19 protein-coding genes are annotated in these 18,542 nt (G+C 64.2%); 4 read left to right on the top strand and 15 right to left on the bottom strand.

Annotation, left to right across the window (positions count from 1 at the left end):
- Positions 1–162 precede the first annotated feature (162 nt).
- The 4 genes from V6B08_RS16610 to V6B08_RS16625 are packed head-to-tail and all read left to right on the top strand — an operon-like array spanning position 163 to position 5,481.
- On the top strand, positions 163–2,304 hold the full coding sequence (locus V6B08_RS16610; protein ID WP_341982900.1) for an ABC transporter permease: 2,142 nt from the start codon (positions 163–165) through the stop codon (positions 2,302–2,304).
- Positions 2,305–2,321: 17 nt separating this feature from the next.
- Positions 2,322–3,341 (top strand): ABC transporter substrate-binding protein, encoded by a 1,020-nt coding sequence (locus tag V6B08_RS16615; protein ID WP_341982902.1) that lies wholly within the window; start codon positions 2,322–2,324, stop codon positions 3,339–3,341.
- Between the two features lie 30 nt (positions 3,342–3,371).
- Complete coding sequence (locus V6B08_RS16620; protein ID WP_341982904.1) at positions 3,372–4,394, top strand: ABC transporter substrate-binding protein; 1,023 nt, start codon at positions 3,372–3,374, stop codon at positions 4,392–4,394.
- Positions 4,395–4,407: 13 nt separating this feature from the next.
- Entirely contained in the window at positions 4,408–5,481 is a 1,074-nt protein-coding gene (locus V6B08_RS16625) for an ABC transporter ATP-binding protein (protein WP_341982907.1), read from the top strand.
- On the opposite strand, the gene V6B08_RS16630 is transcribed toward V6B08_RS16625, so the two are convergent.
- From V6B08_RS16630 to V6B08_RS16700, 15 genes are all read right to left on the bottom strand, one after another.
- Entirely contained in the window at positions 5,453–5,647 is a 195-nt protein-coding gene (locus V6B08_RS16630; protein WP_341982910.1) for a superinfection immunity protein, read from the bottom strand. The genes V6B08_RS16625 and V6B08_RS16630 overlap by 29 nt on opposite strands.
- 15 nt (positions 5,648–5,662) lie before the next feature.
- Complete coding sequence (locus tag V6B08_RS16635) at positions 5,663–6,271, bottom strand: glutathione S-transferase (protein ID WP_341982912.1); 609 nt, start codon at positions 6,269–6,271, stop codon at positions 5,663–5,665.
- 44 nt (positions 6,272–6,315) lie between these two features.
- Positions 6,316–6,948 carry a bifunctional 4-hydroxy-2-oxoglutarate aldolase/2-dehydro-3-deoxy-phosphogluconate aldolase gene (eda, locus tag V6B08_RS16640; protein ID WP_341982914.1) on the bottom strand — a complete coding sequence of 211 codons (633 nt, stop codon included), beginning with the start codon at positions 6,946–6,948 and terminating at the stop codon, positions 6,316–6,318.
- Positions 6,949–6,970: 22 nt separating this feature from the next.
- Positions 6,971–8,560: a gamma-glutamyltransferase family protein gene (locus V6B08_RS16645; RefSeq protein WP_341982916.1), complete on the bottom strand. Its 1,590-nt coding sequence runs from the start codon at positions 8,558–8,560 to the stop codon at positions 6,971–6,973.
- Between the two features lie 10 nt (positions 8,561–8,570).
- Positions 8,571–9,395 carry a sulfite exporter TauE/SafE family protein gene (locus V6B08_RS16650; protein ID WP_341982918.1) on the bottom strand — a complete coding sequence of 275 codons (825 nt, stop codon included), beginning with the start codon at positions 9,393–9,395 and terminating at the stop codon, positions 8,571–8,573.
- Positions 9,396–9,438: 43 nt separating this feature from the next.
- A complete protein-coding gene (locus tag V6B08_RS16655; RefSeq protein ID WP_341982920.1) occupies positions 9,439–10,764 on the bottom strand; it encodes a TRAP transporter large permease in 1,326 nt (441 codons plus the stop codon).
- The gene (locus tag V6B08_RS16660; protein WP_341982921.1) at positions 10,754–11,308 is read right to left on the bottom strand and encodes a TRAP transporter small permease subunit; all 555 of its coding nucleotides are present in this window, start codon (positions 11,306–11,308) and stop codon (positions 10,754–10,756) included. The genes V6B08_RS16655 and V6B08_RS16660 overlap by 11 nt, the downstream gene beginning before the upstream one ends.
- Before the next feature lie 8 nt (positions 11,309–11,316).
- On the bottom strand, positions 11,317–12,438 hold the full coding sequence (locus V6B08_RS16665) for a TRAP transporter substrate-binding protein (RefSeq protein WP_341982923.1): 1,122 nt from the start codon (positions 12,436–12,438) through the stop codon (positions 11,317–11,319).
- Positions 12,439–12,666: 228 nt separating this feature from the next.
- Entirely contained in the window at positions 12,667–13,059 is a 393-nt protein-coding gene (gene hpxZ / locus V6B08_RS16670; protein WP_341982925.1) for an oxalurate catabolism protein HpxZ, read from the bottom strand.
- Positions 13,056–14,441 (bottom strand): AtzE family amidohydrolase, encoded by a 1,386-nt coding sequence (locus V6B08_RS16675; protein ID WP_341982927.1) that lies wholly within the window; start codon positions 14,439–14,441, stop codon positions 13,056–13,058. Before V6B08_RS16675 ends, hpxZ begins: the two co-directional genes overlap by 4 nt.
- Positions 14,438–14,620 carry a DUF4089 domain-containing protein gene (locus V6B08_RS16680; protein WP_341982929.1) on the bottom strand — a complete coding sequence of 61 codons (183 nt, stop codon included), beginning with the start codon at positions 14,618–14,620 and terminating at the stop codon, positions 14,438–14,440. Before V6B08_RS16680 ends, V6B08_RS16675 begins: the two co-directional genes overlap by 4 nt.
- Before the next feature lie 5 nt (positions 14,621–14,625).
- On the bottom strand, positions 14,626–15,666 hold the full coding sequence (locus V6B08_RS16685; RefSeq protein WP_341982931.1) for an ABC transporter ATP-binding protein: 1,041 nt from the start codon (positions 15,664–15,666) through the stop codon (positions 14,626–14,628).
- Positions 15,663–16,631: an ABC transporter ATP-binding protein gene (locus V6B08_RS16690; RefSeq protein ID WP_341982933.1), complete on the bottom strand. Its 969-nt coding sequence runs from the start codon at positions 16,629–16,631 to the stop codon at positions 15,663–15,665. The genes V6B08_RS16685 and V6B08_RS16690 overlap by 4 nt, the downstream gene beginning before the upstream one ends.
- 36 nt (positions 16,632–16,667) lie before the next feature.
- Positions 16,668–17,513 carry an ABC transporter permease gene (locus V6B08_RS16695; protein WP_341982935.1) on the bottom strand — a complete coding sequence of 282 codons (846 nt, stop codon included), beginning with the start codon at positions 17,511–17,513 and terminating at the stop codon, positions 16,668–16,670.
- A 13-nt stretch (positions 17,514–17,526) separates the two neighbouring features.
- Positions 17,527–18,540, bottom strand: coding sequence for an ABC transporter permease (locus tag V6B08_RS16700; protein WP_341982937.1), 1,014 nt, complete (start codon positions 18,538–18,540; stop codon positions 17,527–17,529).
- Between the last annotated feature and the right edge of the window lie 2 nt (positions 18,541–18,542).

Raw genomic sequence — 18,542 nt, forward strand, 5'->3', positions numbered from 1 at the left:
ATAAGGGCGCGGCGGGATTGGCATTGACGCCGCCGCGCCCAAATCCGAGACTGCTGTAAAGGAACTGTCACAAACCTGATGCCGTCCGCCCGCACGCCCATCAACCTCTGGCCCATCACAGCCTGGCCCATCACGCCCCAGTCGGTAACATTCTGGCTGGCCGTGGCTGCCCTCGGTCTGCTGGTGCTGCCCTGGTATGCGCTGCCTGGTGCCGGCCTCGCCTCGCTGGCCTGGCTTGGCAGCTTCCCGGCACAGGATACCGGGCCGGCCTGGCTGCTGGCTTCCCGCGAGGGCCATGGCTGGCTATGGCCGCTGCTGCTGCCGCTCGGCCTGGCGGCGTTGCACCGGCGCGGCGCGCGGTGGCTGATCGCCGCCGGCCTGCTCGGGCTTGGCTATCTCTTCGCGCAAGGCTTCGCCATTGATCACAAGGGGCCGACGCTGGCCCTGCTCGGCTCGCTTGGCGCCGGCGGCCAGCCCGGCTTCGGCCTCGGCGCAACATTCTATGGCATCGCCGCCTTGATGTGGCTGAGCTTCGGCCTCGCCCGGCTTGGCTGGTGCCGCGGCGATACCTTCGTCATTGCTTCCATCACCGGCATCGTCACGCTGATCACGCTGTTCGTGTTCCTGCCGGTGCTGATCGTGCTGGTGCATGCGCTGAAAGACGAACAGGGCGCGATTTCGCTGCTGCATTTCCTTGGCCGGCTTGCCGATAGCTCGATCTGGGGCCTGGATTGCCTCACTGGTCCGCAGCGCTGCGGCGTCGCCTGGAACACCCTGTTCCTCGCCCTGCTGGTTGGCGCCGGCACCACGGCGCTGGGCCTCGCCTTTGCGCTGATCGCGGTGCGCACCAGCTTCCGCTTCAAGCCGCTGCTGCGGGCGCTGACCGTGCTGCCGATCATCACGCCGCCTTTCGTCATCGGCCTGGCGCTGATCCTGCTGTTTGGTCGTTCCGGCGCGGTCACGGCGCTGCTCACCGAATGGTTCGACATCCCGCGCTCGCGCTGGATCTACGGCCTTACCGGCGTGCTGATCGCGCAATTGCTCGCCTTCACGCCGATCGCCTTCCTGGTGCTGATCGGCGTGGTGCAAGGCATCGCGCCCTCGCTGGAAGAAGCCGCGCAGACCTTGCGTGCCAGCCGCTGGACCACCTTCCGCACCGTCACCTGGCCGCTGCTGCGCCCCGGCGTCGCCAATGCCTTCCTGCTTGGTTTCGTCGAAAGCCTGGCGGATTTCGGCAATCCGCTGGTGCTGGGTGGCAATTTCGAAGTGCTCTCGACCAAGATCTTCTTCGCCGTGGTCGGCGCCGCCCATGACCAGGGCAAGGCCGCCATGCTCGCCTTCGTGCTGCTCGCCTTCACGCTCGGCGTATTCTGGGCGCAGCAACGCTGGCTGGGGCAGAAAAGCTATACCACCATGACCGGCAAGGGCGATGCCGGCATCGCCCAGGCCTTGCCGCGCCGCGTCTCATACCTGGCCTATGGCCTGGCTTTACCCTGGGCAGCCTTCACCATCGTGATCTATGCCACCATCCTGTTCGGTGGCTTCGTGAAATCGGTCGGCCGCGATCACAGCTTCACGCTGGCGCATTACCTTGCCGGCTTCAGCCTCGACTGGGGGCCGCATGGCCTGCTGTTCACCGGCGCGGCCTGGAACAGCTTCTGGGTCACACTGGGTGTGGCCGGCATCTCGGCGCCACTCACTGCTAGCATCGGGATACTCACGGCCTACCTGCTGGCGCGCCAGGATTTCCAGGGCCGCCGCGCCTTTGAATTCGGCACCCTGCTCAGCTTCGCCATCCCTGGCACGGTGATCGGCGTTGCCTATGTGATGGCGTTCAACACCCCGCCGCTGGAACTCACCGGCACCGGCCTGATCCTGGTGCTGTGCTTCGTGTTCCGCAACATGCCGGTCGGCGTGCGCGCCGGCATTGCCAGCTTGAGCCAGATCGACAAGAGCCTGGATGAAGCCTCGCTCACATTGGGCGCCGGCACCGGCGGCACGCTCCGGCGCATCATGCTGCCGCTGCTGCGCCCCGCCATCATCGCCGCCCTGGTCTACAGCTTCGTGCGCGCCATGACGGCGGTGAGCGCCGTGATCTTCCTGGTCACCGCGCAATACAATCTTTCCACCGCCTATATCGTCGGCCGCGTCGAGGCCGGCGAACTCGGCCTTGCCATCGCCTATTCCTCGGCCCTGATCCTGGTGATGATCCTGGCCATCATCGGCATTCAATGGCTGGTCGGCGAACGCCGCATCGGCCGCCGTGCCGCCAGTGACCAGCTTGCGCCTTTTGGTGCCGGTTAACTCATGGAGACAATCCCATGCTGAAACGCTGCCTGCTCGCCTTACCGTTCGTGCTTCTGCTTGGCGCCGAAGCCAAAGCGCAACCGACCGTGACGGTCTATTGCAGCCTGCTCAGCGAATGGTGCGAATTGATGCGCGCGAGCTTCGAGCGCGATACCGGCATCAAGGCGCAGGTAACGACCAAGAGCACCGGCGAGACCTTCGCGCAGATCCGCGCCGAGGCCGACAATCCGCGCGCCGATGTGTGGTGGGGCGGCCCGACCGACTCCCATCTCCAGGCGGCCGAACTCGGCCTGCTGCAGGAATACAAGAGCCCGACCCTGCCCAAGCTGCACCCCTGGGCGCAGCGCGCGGCGGAAATTTCCGGCTGGCGCAGCGTCGGCATTTATGCCGGCACGCTTGGCATCGTGTGGAACACCGATGCCCTGGCGAAGCGCAAGCTGCCGGCGCCGAAATGCTGGGCCGACCTGCTGAACCCGGCCTATCGCGACGAAATCCAGATGTCGAGCCCGGCCACCTCCGGCACCTCCTATACTGTGCTGGCGACCCTGGTGCAGATCATGGGCGAGGAACCGGCCTTCGCCTATATGAAGAAGCTGCATGTCAACATGAACCAGTATCCGCGCTCCGGCGCGGCACCGATGGCCAATGTGGCGCGCGGCGAAAGCCTGCTCGGCATCACCTGGATGTTCGCTGCCGTGGCGGAGGCGCAGCTTGGCGCGCCGGTCACTTCGATAGCGCCCTGCGAGGGCACCGGCTACGAGATCGGCTCGATGTCGCTGGTGAAAGGCGGCAAGAATCCGGAGAATGCGCGCAAGTGGTATGAGTATGTACTCAGCCCGGCGGCGCAGGCCACCGGCGCCCGGGCCAAGAGCTTCCAGATTCCCAGCAACGTGGAGGCGCCGATCCCGCCCAACACGCCGAGGCTGGAGGAAGTGAAACTGATCGACTATGACTTCGTGAAATACGGCTCGGCCGCCGAACGCAAGCGGCTGCTAGAGCGCTGGGAAAAGGAAGTGGCTTCGCTGCCGAAGTGAGGCTCAAGAAAACGCACAAGGAGGAACACCATGCGTAATACTCTGATTGCCGCCGGCCTGCTGGCCAGCACGGCTCTTTTTGCCGCCCAGCCGGCCCAGGCCCAGGTCACGGTATATTGCAGCGCTCTGATGGACTGGTGCCAGGTGATGTCCAACGCCTTCGAGAAGAAGACCGGCATCAAGGTGACGATGACGCAGAAGGGTTCGGGCGAAACGCTGGCGCAGATCCGCGCCGAGGCCAGCAACCCCAAGGGCGATATCTGGTGGGGCGGCACCGGCGACCCGCATCTGCAGATGGCGGAAGAAAATTTGAGCGAAGCCTATCGCTCGCCGCAGCTTGAGAAGCTGCATCCTTGGGCGCAGAGCCAGGCCAAGCAATCGGGCTACCGCACGGTCGGCATTTATGCCGGCACGCTCGGTTTTGCCTACAACACCGAGCTGATCGCCAAGAAGAAGGTGCAGCCGCCGATGTGCTGGGCCGACCTCTTGAAGCCGCAATACAAGGACGAGGTGCAGATTTCCAATCCGGCTTCCTCGGGCACTGCCTATACCGCCATCGCCACGCTGGTGCAGTTGATGGGCGAGGACAAGGCCTTCGCCTATCTCAAGGGCCTGCACGGGCAGGTGAACCAGTATACCCGCTCCGGCCCGGCGCCGGCGCGCAACACGGCGCGCGGCGAAACCATGATCGGCGTGATGTTTCTGCATGATGCCGTGGCCGAGGCCGTGGAAGGCTTCCCGGTCGCGGTGCAGGCGCCTTGCGAGGGCACCGGCTACGAGATCGGCTCGATGTCGATCATCAAGGGCGCGCGCAATCTGGAAAATGCCAAGAAGTGGTATGAATTCGCCCTGACGCCGGAAGCCCAGGCGCTGGCGGTGCAGGGCAAGTCCTACCAGATCCCGAGCAACCCGCAGACCCCGACGCCACCCAAGGCGCCGAAGCTGGAGCAGGTGAAGCTGATCGACTACGACTTCGCCAAATATGGCACCTCCGCCGAGCGCAAGCGGCTGATCGCGCGCTGGGAGAAGGATGTCGGATCGCAGCCCAAGTAAGCCCAGAGCATAAATGTCCCAGCAGCCGGCTTCGGTCGAATTCCAGCAGGTAGTGAAGCGCTACGGCGCCTTCACCGCCGTGAAGGACGTGTCATTCACCATCGAGCCGGGAACGCTGGTGACTCTGCTCGGACCATCGGGCTGCGGCAAGACCACCACATTGCGCCTCATCGCCGGCCTGGAGATGGCAAGTGCTGGCCGCATCCTGATCGGCGGGCGCGACGTGACGCGGCTATCGGCTGCCGAACGCGGCGTCAGCATGGTGTTCCAGTCCTATGCCTTGTTTCCGCATATGACCGTGCTGGAAAATGCCGCCTATGGTCCGCTGGTGAGCGGCATCGACAAGGCCAAGGCGGAAGCCATGGCAGCCGAGAAGCTGAAGCTGATGGGTCTGGCCGGGCTGGAAAAGCGCCTGCCGTCGGAGCTTTCCGGCGGCCAGCAACAGCGCGTGGCGGTGGCGCGCGCCCTGGTGCTGGAGCCAACCGTGCTGCTGTTCGACGAGCCCTTGTCGAATCTGGATGCCAAGCTGCGCCGCCGCGTGCGCGAGGATATCCGCGAATTGCAGCAGAGCCTGAAGCTAACCGTGGTCTATGTGACCCATGACCAGCAGGAAGCCCTTGCGGTTTCCGACCGCATCATCGTGATGTCGAATGCCGAGATCGCGCAATCGGGCAGCCCGCGCGACCTCTATGAGCGCCCGGCGAATCTGTTCGTCGCCGATTTCATCGGCGATGCCAATGTGCTGGAAGCGGAGGTATTGCCGCTGGACGATGCCCGCGCCGAAGTTAGGCTGGGCAATGTGGTGCTGGAACTGCCGCGCCGTGGCTTGAATTCCGGCAGGGCCAGGATCGCCGCACGGCCAGAGGCGCTGGTGCTGAGCGACACCGCGCCGGCGACTCCCGCCTTGCAGGGCGTGATCCGCAAGGCGGCCTATCTCGGCACCCATATGGAATACACGGTGACCACGCCGCAGGGTGAGGTGTTCATCGTCGATCCGCATGTGGGACGGCCGCTCGCCATCGGCAGCGATGCCTGGATCGGCTTCACCGGTGCCGGCGTTACCCTGGTGCCGGGTTCTGCGGCCTGAGGGCCAGGATCAGCAGCACGATCCAGCCAATCACCGTCCAGCCCAAAGCCGCATTGGCCAGAAAAATCAGGCCGGCGCGCGGAACGCGCCGGCGCCAGGCGAACAAGGCCGGCATGAAATAGACCGTGCCGACCACCAGGGCCAGGATCAGCCCTGGCAGTCCCATTGCCTTACAGCTCCGTCAGGCCGCCGGCACCGTTGCCTTGAAGGACGGGCGCTCGAACAGCTTCGCCGCCCAGGCGGCAGTGGCCTTGTAGGTATCGCGCCAGTTCATGTCGGCGTAGCGGAAATCGAGATAGCCGAGCGCGCAGCCGATGCTGATCAGGCCGATATCCAGGCCGTCGCCAAAGGACGGCGCCTGGCGCTCAATTTCTGCGAGGCTCGCCGCCATCTTGGTCGACTGGCCGCTGGTCCAGTCCGACCAGCGCTTGTCCTCGGGCCGCAGGAAGCCTTCGTAGCGCACCAGCAACGCGGCATCGAGCAGGCCATCACCCAGCGCCTGGCGCACCAGGGCGGTCCAGCGCGCCTTGCCGCTGGCCGGGAACAGCTTGTTGCCCGCCAGGCTGTCGAGATATTCACAGATCACGCGGCTGTCGTAGAGCGCCTGGCCGTCATCGGTGACAAAGGTCGGCACCTTGCCGAGCGGATTGCTAGCGGCCACCAGTTCGTCGCGCGACACCGGCGACACCACCTTATTGACGCGCTCGATCTTGTCATTGAGGCCGGTTTCGATGGCCAGCACCACGACCTTGCGCACATAGGGCGAGGTCGGCGAGTAATACAGCTTCATGGCGTTTCCTTGTGTGTTTTGGCTGCTTTGCGGGGGCGGGTTAATCAGGATTTAAGCGCGGCGAGCGTATCCGTGGCACGCTTGGTAATGGCAGCCCAGTCGCGGGCGCGCACCAGCGCCTCGGGCGCCAGCCAGGAACCGCCGACGCAGGGCACATTCGGCAGCGTCAGATAGTTCTTGGCTTTTTCCGCATCGATGCCGCCGGTGGGGCAGAAACGCAGATCGGCGATGGGGCCGCTTACCGCCTTGAGATAGGCCATGCCGCCGGCCGGCTCGGCGGGAAAGAATTTCATATGGCGGAAACCGAGATCGCGGAGCGCCAGCATCTCGCTCACCGTGCCGCTGCCGGGCAACGCCGCCAGACCGGAGCGTGCCAGCGCCTCGCCGAGCTTCGGCGGCGTGCCGGGGGTGACAATGAAATGCGCGCCGGCATCGCGGGCAGCCGCCAATTGCCGGTGGTCCAGCACCGAACCGATGCCGAGTGCGATACCCGGCACTGCCTTGGCGACACGGGCGGCGGCTTCCAGGGCCTGCGGTGTGCGCAGTGTTATTTCGATGATGCCGATGCCGCCTGCGAGCAAGGCCTCGGCCAGCGGCACCGCATCCTGCACCGCTTCCACCACCACCACGGGGATGACCGGCGAAAGGGCGACGATGTCTTCGATGCTGCGCGTCATGGCGCGCAGAGTAGCGGCCCCGTCAGAAAGCGGCAACGGCTCCGTCGCTGCGCGGATCGGTAGCGCCCTCCAGGGCACCATCCGGATGCCGCACGATGGCGCCGGCATGGCCCATGGTGGCGGTGAAATCCGCCATCATCTCCACGTCGTGGCCGGCACGGCTGAGATGCGCCACCAGATCGGGATCGAAGCGGCCTTCCAGCTTCAGCGTCACGCTGTTCTCGCCCCAGGTCTTGCCCAGCAGCCAGCGCGGCGCGGTGATCGCCTGCTGCAGCGGCTGGCCGAACAGGCCGTAGCGGCTGAACAGGGCGGATTGAGTCTGCGGCTGGCCCTCGCCGCCCATGGTGCCATAGACCATGTCGCGGCCATCCTTGAAGCGCGCCATCGCCGGATTGAGGGTGTGGAACGGGCGTCGGCCAGGCGCCAGCAGGCGCGGCCCCTTGCCGCTGAGCAGGAAGCTTGAGCCGCGATTCTGCCACACGATGCCGCTTTCCGGCAGCACGCAGCCGGAGCCGAATTCGAAATAGATGCTCTGGATGAAACTGGCCTGGCGGCCCTCGCCATCAATGGCCCCCATCCACACCGTGTCACCGGGATTGACCGGATAGGGCCAGGGCAAAGCCTTTTCGCGGTCTATGCGCTGCACCAACTGGTCCAGCGCCTCCGGCGCAAGATAAGGCCCCGGCTGCTCCGGCATCGAATCCGGATCGCCGAGGATGCGGTCGCGGATCAGGAAGGCCTGCTTGGTTGCCTCCACCAGGCCATGAATATGCGCGAAGCCTTCCGCCTCGCGCACATTCAGCCGGTCGAACAGGCCGAGGATCATCAGCGAAGCAAAACCCTGGGTCGGCGGCGCGAAATTGTAGAGCGTGGCATTCTTCAGCGCGACTGAAAGCGCCGCGGGCCGCCGCGCCTGATGCACCGCCAAATCGCTCTGCGCCAGCGGCGTGCCAAAGCGGGCATGGTCGGCGGCCAGGCTCCTGGCCAATTCACCGCGATAGAAATCCTCGGTACCGGCCTGGCCGATGCGCTTCAATGTCGCGCCCAAGGCTGGCAGTTTCATGCGCTCGCCTTCGCGCGGCAGACAGCCATCGATCAGGAAAGCTTCCTTGAAGCCCGGCGCATCCTTCAGCTCAGGCCATTTCTGCTCGGTGAGTTCGGCCTGGCTCAGCGTGACAGCGAAGCCATTTTCGGCATGCCAGGCAGCCTCTTCCACCAAACGGCTCAAGGGCAGCTTGCCGCCCCAGGCGACGGAAGTCTTCAGCACCTCGCCCCAGCCAGAAATGGTGCCGGCCACGGTATTGGCGGCAAGCGGCCCGCGCCACGGGATGCTTTCCAGGCCCTGGGCGCGATAAAGCGCCACATCGGCCTTGGCCACGGCCGCGCCGCAGCCCTCCACCGCTTCCGGCACCTGGCCCGGCTGCGCCACCAGCCAGAAGCCATCGCCACCGATGCTGGTCATATGCGGGTAGACCACGGCCAGCGCCGCCGCCATCGCCACCGTCGCCTCGATGGCATTGCCGCCCTCGCGCAACACGGCGAGGCCGGCCTGGGAGGCCAGGTGATGCGGCGCGGTGACCATGCCGCGACGGGCGCGCGGGGTGTGGAGCATAGCTAGGTCCTCAGGTGAGCAGGTCGTAGAACATGCGCAACGCCGTGAAGCCGAGGAAGACGGCGAAGACACGCTTGAGATTGCGGGTATTGAGACCATGCGCCAGCTTGGCGCCATAGGGTGCCAGCAAGGTCGAGGTCGGGAAGATCAGGGCGAAGCCGATCAGGCTGATATAGCCCAGGGAGAATGGCGGCAGGCCAGGCACATTCCAGCCCGCCAGCACGAAACCGATGGCGCCGGGAATGCCGATGATGAAACCGATGGCAGCGGCAGTGCCCACCGCGCGGTGGATCGGATAACCGAACAGCGACAGGATCGGCACGCTCAACGTGCCGCCACCAATGCCCATCATGGCCGAGATGGTGCCGATGGTACCGGCCAGCAGGGCTTTCGGCGCCCCCTTCGGCAGGCTTTCCGCAAGTCGCCATTCCGGCTTGGCGAAACCCATATGCAACGACACGACCAAAGCCACGGTGGCGAAAACGGCGCTGAGCACCGGGCCGCGCACATAGCTCGCCAGCGCGGTGCCACAGAGCACGCCAAAGAAAATCCACGGTCCCCAGCTTTTCAGCAGGGTGAAATCCACCGCGCCGCGCTTGTGATGCGACCGGACCGAGGAAACCGAGGTGGCGATGATCGAGGCCAGCGAGGTGCCGACCGCGACATGCATGCGCACATCCTCGTCGATGCCAAGGGCCGAGAACAGGTGCCACAACACCGGCACGATGACGATACCGCCGCCAACCCCGAGCAGGCCGGCGGTGATGCCCGCCACCGCACCGGCGGCGAGCAGCAGCGCGCCAAACAACAGAACCTGACTGAGATCGAGCGACATGACTTGGCCTCGCGGCGCCGGGGCCCTGCCTGACCGCCCCTGCCTACCAGCCGATGGCCTTGGGCAGCCAGGTGGCGATGGTGGGGTTGAAGAAGACGATGACCAGCGCGATCAATTGCAGCCCGATGAATGGGACCACGCCCTTGTAGATGTCAAGGGTCGTAACCTGCGGCGGAGCGACGCCACGCAGGTAGAACAGGGCCCAGCCGAAGGGTGGTGTCAGGAACGAAGTCTGCAGATTGAGGGCGATCAGGGTGGCTACCCAGACCAGATCGACATTCGCCGCCTGCAGGATCGGCAGGAATAGCGGTACGACAATGTAGCTGATCTCAATCCATTCGATGAAGAAGCCGAGGATAAAGATCAGGAACATCATGAACCACAGCACGCCGGTGATGCCGCCGGGCACGATCTTGAAGAAATCATGCACCAGTTGCTCGCCTTGCAGACCACGGAAAGCCAGGGCGAAAACCTGGGCGCAGATCAGGATGAACATCATCGAGGCGGTGATGCGGCCGGTGGCATAGACCGTTTCCTTCAGCATCTGCCAGTTCAGGCGGCCGGAAATCGCCGCCACAAGGATGGAACCCAGCGCCCCCATGGAGGCGGCTTCCGTCGGCGCCGCAACGCCGGCGATGATGGAACCCAGCACCGCCAGCACCAGGGCGATAGGCGGCAGGCCTACTTTGAGGGTCTTTTGCAGCAATTCCTGCCGGCTCATGGCGAAGCGTTCCTCGGCCGGAATCGGCGGCACCATTTCCGGCTTCACCATGCCGAGTACCAGCAGGAAAATGCAGAAGATGCCAGACAGCATCAGGCCCGGGAACACGGCGGCGGCAAACAGTGTGCCGACCGACTGGCCGAGAATATCGGCGAGCAGGATGATGATCGTGCTGGGCGGGATGATCTGGCCGAGCGTGCCCGAGGCGCAGATGGTGCCGCAGGCGATGGACTTGTTGTAGCCGCGCCGCAGCAATGTGGGCAACGTCAGCAGGCCCAGCGTGACGATGGTGGCACCGACAATGCCGGTAGTGGCGCCCATCAGTACGCCAACCAGCACGATGCCGATGCCCATGCCGCCGCGCAAGCCGCCGGAGAGATGGCCGATCACCTCCATCAGGTCATTCGCGATCTTCGACTTCTCCAGCATCATGCCCATGAAGACGAAAAGCGGAATGGCGATCAGGGTATAATTGGCCGTTACCCCGAAGATGCGCGCCGGCAGCAGATTGAACAGCAACGCGCCGAAACCGAGATAGCCGAAAAAGAAACCGCTGATCGCCAGCGTCAGCGCAACCGGCACACCCACGGCTAACAACAGGAAAAACGAAACGATACAGGAAATAGCCAGGATTTCGTTAAGCGGCATGTTCCAACTCTTGATCAGGCTTGTTCTGCGATGGTGGGCCGCCAAGCAAAGGGATCAGGGCGCGACAGGTGGCCGCCAGACTTTGCAGCAGCAGCAGCACGAAACCGGCCGGGATCATCGCCTTGAGGATGAAGCGGTATGGCAGGCCACCGGGATCGGGCGATTTCTCGCCGATGCGGTAGGATTGCTCGACATAGCCGAAGCTCAGCTTGATGACGATGACGCAGAGCGCCACGGCGGCAAGGCAGGAGATGAATTCCACCACCTGCTGCATTTTCGGGGAGAAGCGGCCATAGAGAATATCCACCCGGACATGACCTTCATGCTTGATCGCATAAGCCATGCAGAGCAGCGAGACCGGCGCCATCAGATGCCATTCAAGCTCCTGCATCGCCACGGATCCGGTGCGGAAGCCGTAACGCAGCAGCACATTGAAGGCCATGACCAGGACCAGCGCAAAGCCGGTCCAGGATGCAAGCCGCCCGCAATGCTCGACAAGAAAATCGAGCTTGCGGGCGGCGGACTCCAGACGGGAGGCAGACATGGAGGAGATTACGCCTTGCTCAACTGACCGCGAATCTGGCCCTGATAGACGGCTTCCGAGATGCCGGCCCACTTATCGTGGTTAGCCTTGAATGCCATGAAGGCATCGTGCACTTTCTTGATCGACGGGTCCTTGGCCGCGCCATCGTTCAGCACCGCTTCGGTCACTTCCTTCAGCTTGGCGACGATCGAGACCGGCAGCGGCTGCGCCGTGACGCCTTGGTTCTTCACCAGATCGTCCAGCGCCTCGGCATTGGTCGCCTCGCACCAAGTGTGGCTGATGGTATTGCAGGCGGCGGCGGCGACACGCACGATTTCCTGCAGGTCGGCCGGCAGTGACTCGAAGGCCTTCTTGTTGACAATCAGTTCGGTGACGTTGGACGGCTCGTGCCAGCCCGTGGTGTAGTAGTATTTCGCTGCCTTCTGCAGGCCGAGGCGGCGGTCCTGGTAGGGGCCGACGAATTCGGCCGCGTCGATCACGCCACGTTCCAGTGCCGGGAAGATTTCGCCGCCAGGCAACAGCTTCACGTCGACGCCGAGCGCGGCATAGACCTTGCCCGCCAGGCCCGGGATGCGCATCTTCAGGCCCTTGTAGTCATCCACACTGGTCACCGGCTTGCGGTACCAGCCGGTCATCTGCACGCCGGTATTGCCCATCGCCATCGGCACCAGATCGAACGGCGCGTAGAGTTCTTCCCACAGCTTCTGACCGCCACCATGGTAGATCCACGCGGTCTGGCCCTGGAAATTCAGGCCGAACGGCACCACGGTGAAATACTGTGCGGCAGGAATCTTGCCGGCCCAGAAGTAGCTGTTGGCGGCATTCATCTCCACCACACCCTTGGACACCGCATCGAAGCCCTCCAGCGCCGGGATCAGTTCGCCAGCGGCGAAATGCTGGATCGTCAGGCGGCCGCCCGACATCTTCTTGACCATTTCGCAGAAATCGGTGGGGCTGCCGGGGCCAGCGACATAGAAGGGCGAACCCGGACCGTAAGCGTTGGTCATCTTCCACTGGAAGGTCCGCGACTGCGCGGCAACAACATTGGGCATGGCGAAACCGCCGACAGCGGCGCCGGCCAGGCCGGCCTTGACGAGCGAACGGCGGTTGATCGAGGTCTTGCGGGTCATTGGGGTGGCCTCTTCCTCTGGTTTTCGGCTGCTTGAGCCTGGGCGGTTGGCTTTTCGCACGCTGCATACAGCATGCAATCCGACCCATTGATGTGTGCAATCGGCGTGCCAGCCGTAACCAAGCCGTCAAATGGGCGTAAAAAAGCTGAAAAAGGCGCCGGACTTGCGTCGGGCGCCTCTTTAGTTGCTCGCTATCGCGGCAGAACTCTGCCCAAGCGGGCAGCAGCGTCAGGTTTTCGGGGCGTCGAGCAGGCTGACATGGGCGGAAATCACCCGCCAGCCCTCGGGCGTGCGCATCCAGGTCTGGCTCTGACGGCCAGTCTTGGTGCTGTTCGCCCGCTGGAATTCGGTATTGGCCGTGGCGAAGTCGCGGCCATAGGTGGTGATCACCGTATTATAGATCGTACGCTCCAGGCCCGCTGATGGACGCGAAGAACGGAAAGCGGCAATGGCCGCGTAGCCATGCAGGTTCTCGGTGACGCCATAGCGCAACGTATGCGGGCTGTTCCAGAACAGTTCGTCCAGCACTGCCACATCGTTGCCGGTCAGCGCCTTTTCGTAGCGGGCGAACTGCGCCTGCACTTCCGCCAGCACCTCGGGGATATTGATTTCCAGGCTCATGCCACCCTCGACGAAGCAATACCGATCTTTTCCAGTTGCCGCGCCACGCGCAGGGCCAGGTCCTCGCGCCAGGGCGCCGCGATCACCTGCACGCCGATCGGCAGCGGCCGGGCATCGGCATAGGGCGTCGCCACCACCGGCAGGCCGGCAAAGGAAATCGGCTGCGTGAAGATGCCGAGATTGGCCCGTACCGGCATCTCGACACCCGCGATTGTCATCATCTTCTGGCCCAGCAAAGGCGCCGAACAAGGCGTCGCCGGCGCCAGCAGCACATCCACGTCCTTGAACATTTCCAAGAGCCGCGCACGATACCAGCGACGGAAACGCTGCGCCTGCACATACCAGTCGCCGGGCAGCATCAGGCCGGCGAAGAAGCGGTCGCGTGTATCGGGGTCGAAATCCTGCGGTCGCTCGCGCAGGCGCTGGCGATGCAGGTTGGCGCCTTCATGGGCGGTGATGACATAGGCCGCCGAGCGACCGCGCTTGGCTTCCGGCACCGTGACGCGCCGCGTCACGCCCAGCGCCTTGGCGAAGGCTTCCACCGCCGCATGGGCATAGGGCTCGCCACCGCTGGCGAAATAATCATCGGCCACGGCGATGCGCAGGCCATCGATGCCCTTATCCAGTTCCGGGAAGGCCGGCTCAATGGCACGCTGGGCGCAGGCCGGATCCTCGGCATCCGGCCCCTGCATGGCATCGTAGCTCAGGGCCAGGTCGGCGGTGCTGCGTGCCAGGGGCCCGAGATGATCAATGCTGGCAACGAACATGAAGCTGCCATGGCGCGACAGCCGGCCAAAGGTCGGCTTGAGGCCAAACAGGCCGCACAGCGAGGAGGGCACACGGATCGAGCCATTGGTATCGGAGCCGAGGCTTACCGGCACCATGCCGGCAGCCACCGCCGTGCCCGAACCGCCGGACGAGCCACCCGACATACGGTTCGGGTCATGCGGATTGCGCGAGGGCCCGTAATGGCTGTTCTCGCCGGTGAAATCATAGGCGTATTCGCCCATGTTGAGGCCACCGACCAGCACCGCGCCGGCGGCTTCCATGCGGCGCACCAGGGTGCCGTCCTGCTTGGCCGGGGCATGGTCGCGGTTGATCTTGGAACCGGCCAGCGTCGGCAGCCCGGCGATATCGAACAGGTTCTTGACGCCAAAAGGCACACCGGCGAGCGGGCCGAGCACCTCGCCGCGCACCTTCGCCGCATCCACGGCCTTGGCCTTGGCGCGGGCGCGTTCAGCCGTGATGTCGATGAAGCCGTTAAGCTGCGGATTGGTGGCCCTGATACGGGCGAGCGATACTTCCACCGCTTCCGCCGCACTGACCTTGCCGGTGGAGACGGCAGCGGCGATTTCAGCAGCCGTGCTGGTATGGTCGATCATGGCACATAGGTCGCCGCCGGCTCGACATCGTCGGGCAGCGGAAAATCGAGATAAACCTTGGCGATGGCCGCTGAGCGCTTGAGGTTATCGATCACGCCCGGGCGATAGGCCGGATCGAGTTCCAGGCCGGTCAGCGCCAGAGCCTGATCGAGATAAGCTTCCGCATCGAATTCAGCCATGACTTTTACGCTACCTCACGCATCAAATCCGGGTCTGGCGTTGCCTTGTGGCAGGCGGCCTGATGGCCCGCCGCCATGGCACGCAATTCTGGCATGGTGGTTTCGCAAGCGCTATCGCCTTTCGGGCAGCGGCCATAAAAGCGGCAGACATTCGGCGACGGATCAATCGGGCTGCGCGGCTCGCCGCCCAGCCGCACCCGCTGCGTCTCCACCCCGGGATCGAAATGCGGGATCGCCGAAAGCAAGGCCTTGGTATAGGGATGGCGCGGATTGCGGAACACCGATTCCGCCGGCCCGATTTCCACGATCTTGCCGAGATACATCACCATGACGCGGTCGCAGAGCAGCCGCACCACATTGAGGTCGTGGCTGACGAACAGATAGCTCATGCCGAGCTTCTGCTTCAGGGTCTCGAGCAATTGCAGGATCACCACCTGCACCGACACGTCGAGTGCCGCCGTCGGCTCATCCAGGATCAGCAATTCCGGGTCCACGGCGATGGCGCGGGCAATGCCGACGCGCGCCTTCTGGCCGCCGGAAAGCTGATGCGGGAAGCGGCTGAGCAAGGCTACAGGCAAGCCGCAGAGCTCGGCCAGTTCCTCGACGCGCGGCTTCAGCTTATCCTTGGGCATGGGCTTCAGGCGATGGATCGGATCGGCGATGGCATCGAAGGCGGTGTAACGTGGATTAAGGCTGTCGGTGGCATCCTGAAACACCATCTGCACGCGCGGCCGATAGGGGCTGGAGCCGAAACCCTTGGCCGGCATATGGCCGATTTCCTCGCCGTTCAGCCGGATGCTGCCATCGCTGGGGTCGAGCAGGCGAGTGATCAGGCGGACCAAAGTCGACTTGCCGCAGCCGGACTCGCCAACCAGGCCCATCGTTTCGCCGCGCGCGACCTGGAAGCTGACATTATCCACTGCATGCAGCTTGGCCACCGGCTTGTCGGCGCCGCGGGCACGGGCAAACAGGCCAGGCTTCTGCCCGACCGGAAACAGCTTGTAAAGCGAGGCGATATCGAGCAGGGGAGCGGGGGCGTCGGTCATAGCGGATTCCAGCAGGCAACGAGGCCGCCATCGCCGCGCTGCTGCTTGGGCAGCGAACGCTCGCAATTGGCCAGCTTGCGTTCGCAACGCAGGCTGTAGCGGCAGGGCGGAATGCTTTCGGCGCGCAGATCGGGCAGCGAGCCGGGAATCGAGGCCAGGCTTGCCAGCGAGGCGGTGGGGCGCGGCGTGGCGGCGATCAGCTTGGCCGTGTAGGGATGGCGTGGATTGCGGAACAGTTCCACCGTCGGTGCGCTTTCCACCACATGGCCGGCATGCATCACCACGATGCGGTCGCAGTATTCCGCCGCCATGCCGAGATCATGGGTGATCAGCACGGTCGCCATGCCCTGGGCCTGGCCGAGTTCCTGCACCAGATCCATGATCACCGCCTGGGTGGTCACATCCAGGCCGGTGGTCGGTTCGTCGGCGATCAGCAGCTTCGGCTGGCAGGCGAGCGCAATGGCGATCATGATGCGCTGGCACATGCCGCCGGAAAGCTCGAAAGGATAGGCCTTGGCGCGGCGTTCCGGATCGGGGATGCGCACTTTCTGCAACATATCGATGGCGCGTTTCGGTGCCTCGGCATGGGTGACGCCGCCATGCTCGATCAGCACATCGGCAATCTGCTGCCCCACCCGGCGGATCGGGTTCAGTGCCACGCGCGGATTCTGGAAGATCATCGACATCTCGCGGCCGCGCAATTCGCGCAGCGCACCCTCGCTGGCTTGCAGCAGGTCGAGACCACCGAACACTGCACTGCCGGTAGTGACCTTGCCGGCGGGATCGAGAATGCCCATCACGGTATAGGCCGTCACCGACTTGCCCGAACCGGACTCGCCGACAATCGCCACCATCTCGCCCTTGTGAATATCGAAATCGACACGGTCGAGCGCTTTCACGATGCCTGAGCGGGTGCGGAAATCGACACTGAGGTCGGTAACGGAGAGCAGAGGAACGGCTGTCATGGCTACGTTCGCCTCAGCATTTTCTGGTCGGCGCACTCATGTGCGCCTCCGGGGATCGACAATATCGCGCAGACCATCGCCGAGCAGGTTGAAGCAGAACACCGCCAGCATCAGGGCAAGGCCTGGAAACAGCGCCACCCACCATTCGCCGGAGATGATGAACTGCGCCCCTTCCGCCACCAGGATGCCCCATTCCGGCGTCGGCGGCGCGATGCCGAGGCCGATGAAGCTCAGGCCCGCCGCATTCAGGATGGCATAGCCCATGGTGAGCGAGCATTGCACCATCAGGATCGGCAGGATGTTGGGCAGGATATGCATGAACAGGATGCGGCCTTCCGAATTGCCGGAAAGCCGCGCCGCCTCGATGAAGCCGGCATTGCGCCGCACATTGGCTTCGGCGCGGGCGACACGGGCATAGAGCGGCATATTGATGATCGCGGTGGCGATCACGATATTGCCCACCGTGTTGCCCAGAGCCGCGACGATGCCCATGGCCAGCACGAAGAGCGGGAAGGCCATGATGGTATCGCCGATGCGCCCGACGATGCGGTCTGGCCAGCCACCGAAATAGCCCGCCGCGATGCCGGCAATGGCGCCGATGCCGAAGGTGAGGATCACGGCGGCGAAAGCGATGGTGAGATCAAGCCTTGTCGCCACCAGCACGCGGCTGAAAATATCGCGGCCCAAAGCATCGGTGCCGAACCAGAATTGCGCCGAGGGCGGCTTCAGCGCCCGGCTGGCATCGGTGGCCAGCGGGTCATAGGGCGCCAGCAGCGGCCCGAAGATGGCCGCGAAGAGCAGCAGGAAAAACAGGCTGAAGGCGAACAGCGTCACCGGGTTTTCGGTGATCACGTAACGAATATGCTTCAGCGTGGCGTTCATGATTCAAAGCCCCTCATGATTCGAAACCGACGCGCGGGTCGATCACGATGTAGAGGATGTCGATCAGCAGGTTCAGTGCCACATAGAGCATCGCCATGGTGAGCACGAAGCCCTGGATCGGGGCGTAATCGGAAGCGATCAGTGCCTCGATGGCAAACGTGCCGATGCCGGGCCAGGAGAACACCTTCTCCACCAGCACATTGGCACCGAGCAGAAAGGAGAACACCATGCCCAGCGTGGTAATCACCGGCAGCATGGCGTTGCGGAAGGCATAGCCGTAGATCACCTTGGTTTTCGACAGGCCGCTGGCCCGTGCGGTGCGGATGAAATCGCTGCTCAGCACTTCCAGCATCGAGGCGCGCGTCATGCGCGCCAGCGGTGCCAGGGTAAAGAAGGCCAGCGTGAAGGCCGGCAGCGCCAACTGCTTCAGCGCCGAGACGAAGGTTTCGCCATCGCGCGCCAGCAGGCTGTCGACCAGATACAGGCCAGTGACATGCGGCGGCGTGGAGGCATAAATATCGAGCCGGCCAAGTGGTGCCGGCGCCCAGCCGAGCAGATAGTAAAGCACATAGATCAGCAGTAGGCCGCTGAAGAAGGCCGGCAGACTGACGCCCGCCGTGGTGATGACTCGGCAGCTATGGTCGATCCATGACCCTGGCCGTGTTGCCGCCGCGATGCCGAGCGGCACCGCGATGCCGACAGAAACGATCAGGCCGATCAAGGTCAGTTCAAGCGATGCCGGCAGGCGCGTGGCGATCTCCTCCACCACCGGGCGACCGGTGGCAATGGAGTTGCCAAGATTGCCGCGTACCAGATCCTTCACATAGACCACGAACTGCTCGGGCAGGCTCTTGTCCAACCCGAGCGCCTTGCGGATCTGTTCGATGGCCTCCTGGCTGGCGGCGGGCCCGGCGAAATACACCGCCGGGTCGCCGGGCAAGGCGCGGGTGAGCAGGAAGGTGACGATCAGCACCCCGATGATGCTCGGGATGGCACTCACCAACCTTTTGCTGATCAGCCGCAGCATGG

Origin of the sequence: Ferrovibrio sp. MS7, from assembly GCF_038404985.1 — a bacterium.
In the GTDB taxonomy this organism is placed as follows: Bacteria; Pseudomonadota; Alphaproteobacteria; order Ferrovibrionales; family Ferrovibrionaceae; genus Ferrovibrio; species Ferrovibrio plantarum.

Excerpts from the sequence above, each read along its gene's own strand:
- V6B08_RS16615 (WP_341982902.1), top strand. The coding sequence starts at position 2,322 with ATGCTGAAACGCTGCCTGCTCGCCTTACCGTTCGTGCTTCTGCTTGGC.
- V6B08_RS16690 (WP_341982933.1), bottom strand. The coding sequence starts at position 16,631 with ATGACAGCCGTTCCTCTGCTCTCCGTTACCGACCTCAGTGTCGATTTC.
- V6B08_RS16675 (WP_341982927.1), bottom strand. The coding sequence starts at position 14,441 with ATGATCGACCATACCAGCACGGCTGCTGAAATCGCCGCTGCCGTCTCC.
- V6B08_RS16680 (WP_341982929.1), bottom strand. The coding sequence starts at position 14,620 with ATGGCTGAATTCGATGCGGAAGCTTATCTCGATCAGGCTCTGGCGCTG.
- V6B08_RS16655 (WP_341982920.1), bottom strand. The coding sequence starts at position 10,764 with ATGCCGCTTAACGAAATCCTGGCTATTTCCTGTATCGTTTCGTTTTTC.
- V6B08_RS16645 (WP_341982916.1), bottom strand. The coding sequence starts at position 8,560 with ATGCTCCACACCCCGCGCGCCCGTCGCGGCATGGTCACCGCGCCGCAT.
- V6B08_RS16620 (WP_341982904.1), top strand. The coding sequence starts at position 3,372 with ATGCGTAATACTCTGATTGCCGCCGGCCTGCTGGCCAGCACGGCTCTT.
- eda (WP_341982914.1), bottom strand. The coding sequence starts at position 6,948 with ATGACGCGCAGCATCGAAGACATCGTCGCCCTTTCGCCGGTCATCCCC.
- hpxZ (WP_341982925.1), bottom strand. The coding sequence starts at position 13,059 with ATGAGCCTGGAAATCAATATCCCCGAGGTGCTGGCGGAAGTGCAGGCG.
- V6B08_RS16695 (WP_341982935.1), bottom strand. The coding sequence starts at position 17,513 with ATGAACGCCACGCTGAAGCATATTCGTTACGTGATCACCGAAAACCCG.
- V6B08_RS16700 (WP_341982937.1), bottom strand. The coding sequence starts at position 18,540 with ATGCTGCGGCTGATCAGCAAAAGGTTGGTGAGTGCCATCCCGAGCATC.
- V6B08_RS16630 (WP_341982910.1), bottom strand. The coding sequence starts at position 5,647 with ATGGGACTGCCAGGGCTGATCCTGGCCCTGGTGGTCGGCACGGTCTAT.
- V6B08_RS16650 (WP_341982918.1), bottom strand. The coding sequence starts at position 9,395 with ATGTCGCTCGATCTCAGTCAGGTTCTGTTGTTTGGCGCGCTGCTGCTC.
- V6B08_RS16660 (WP_341982921.1), bottom strand. The coding sequence starts at position 11,308 with ATGTCTGCCTCCCGTCTGGAGTCCGCCGCCCGCAAGCTCGATTTTCTT.
- V6B08_RS16635 (WP_341982912.1), bottom strand. The coding sequence starts at position 6,271 with ATGAAGCTGTATTACTCGCCGACCTCGCCCTATGTGCGCAAGGTCGTG.
- V6B08_RS16665 (WP_341982923.1), bottom strand. The coding sequence starts at position 12,438 with ATGACCCGCAAGACCTCGATCAACCGCCGTTCGCTCGTCAAGGCCGGC.
- V6B08_RS16685 (WP_341982931.1), bottom strand. The coding sequence starts at position 15,666 with ATGACCGACGCCCCCGCTCCCCTGCTCGATATCGCCTCGCTTTACAAG.
- V6B08_RS16625 (WP_341982907.1), top strand. The coding sequence starts at position 4,408 with ATGTCCCAGCAGCCGGCTTCGGTCGAATTCCAGCAGGTAGTGAAGCGC.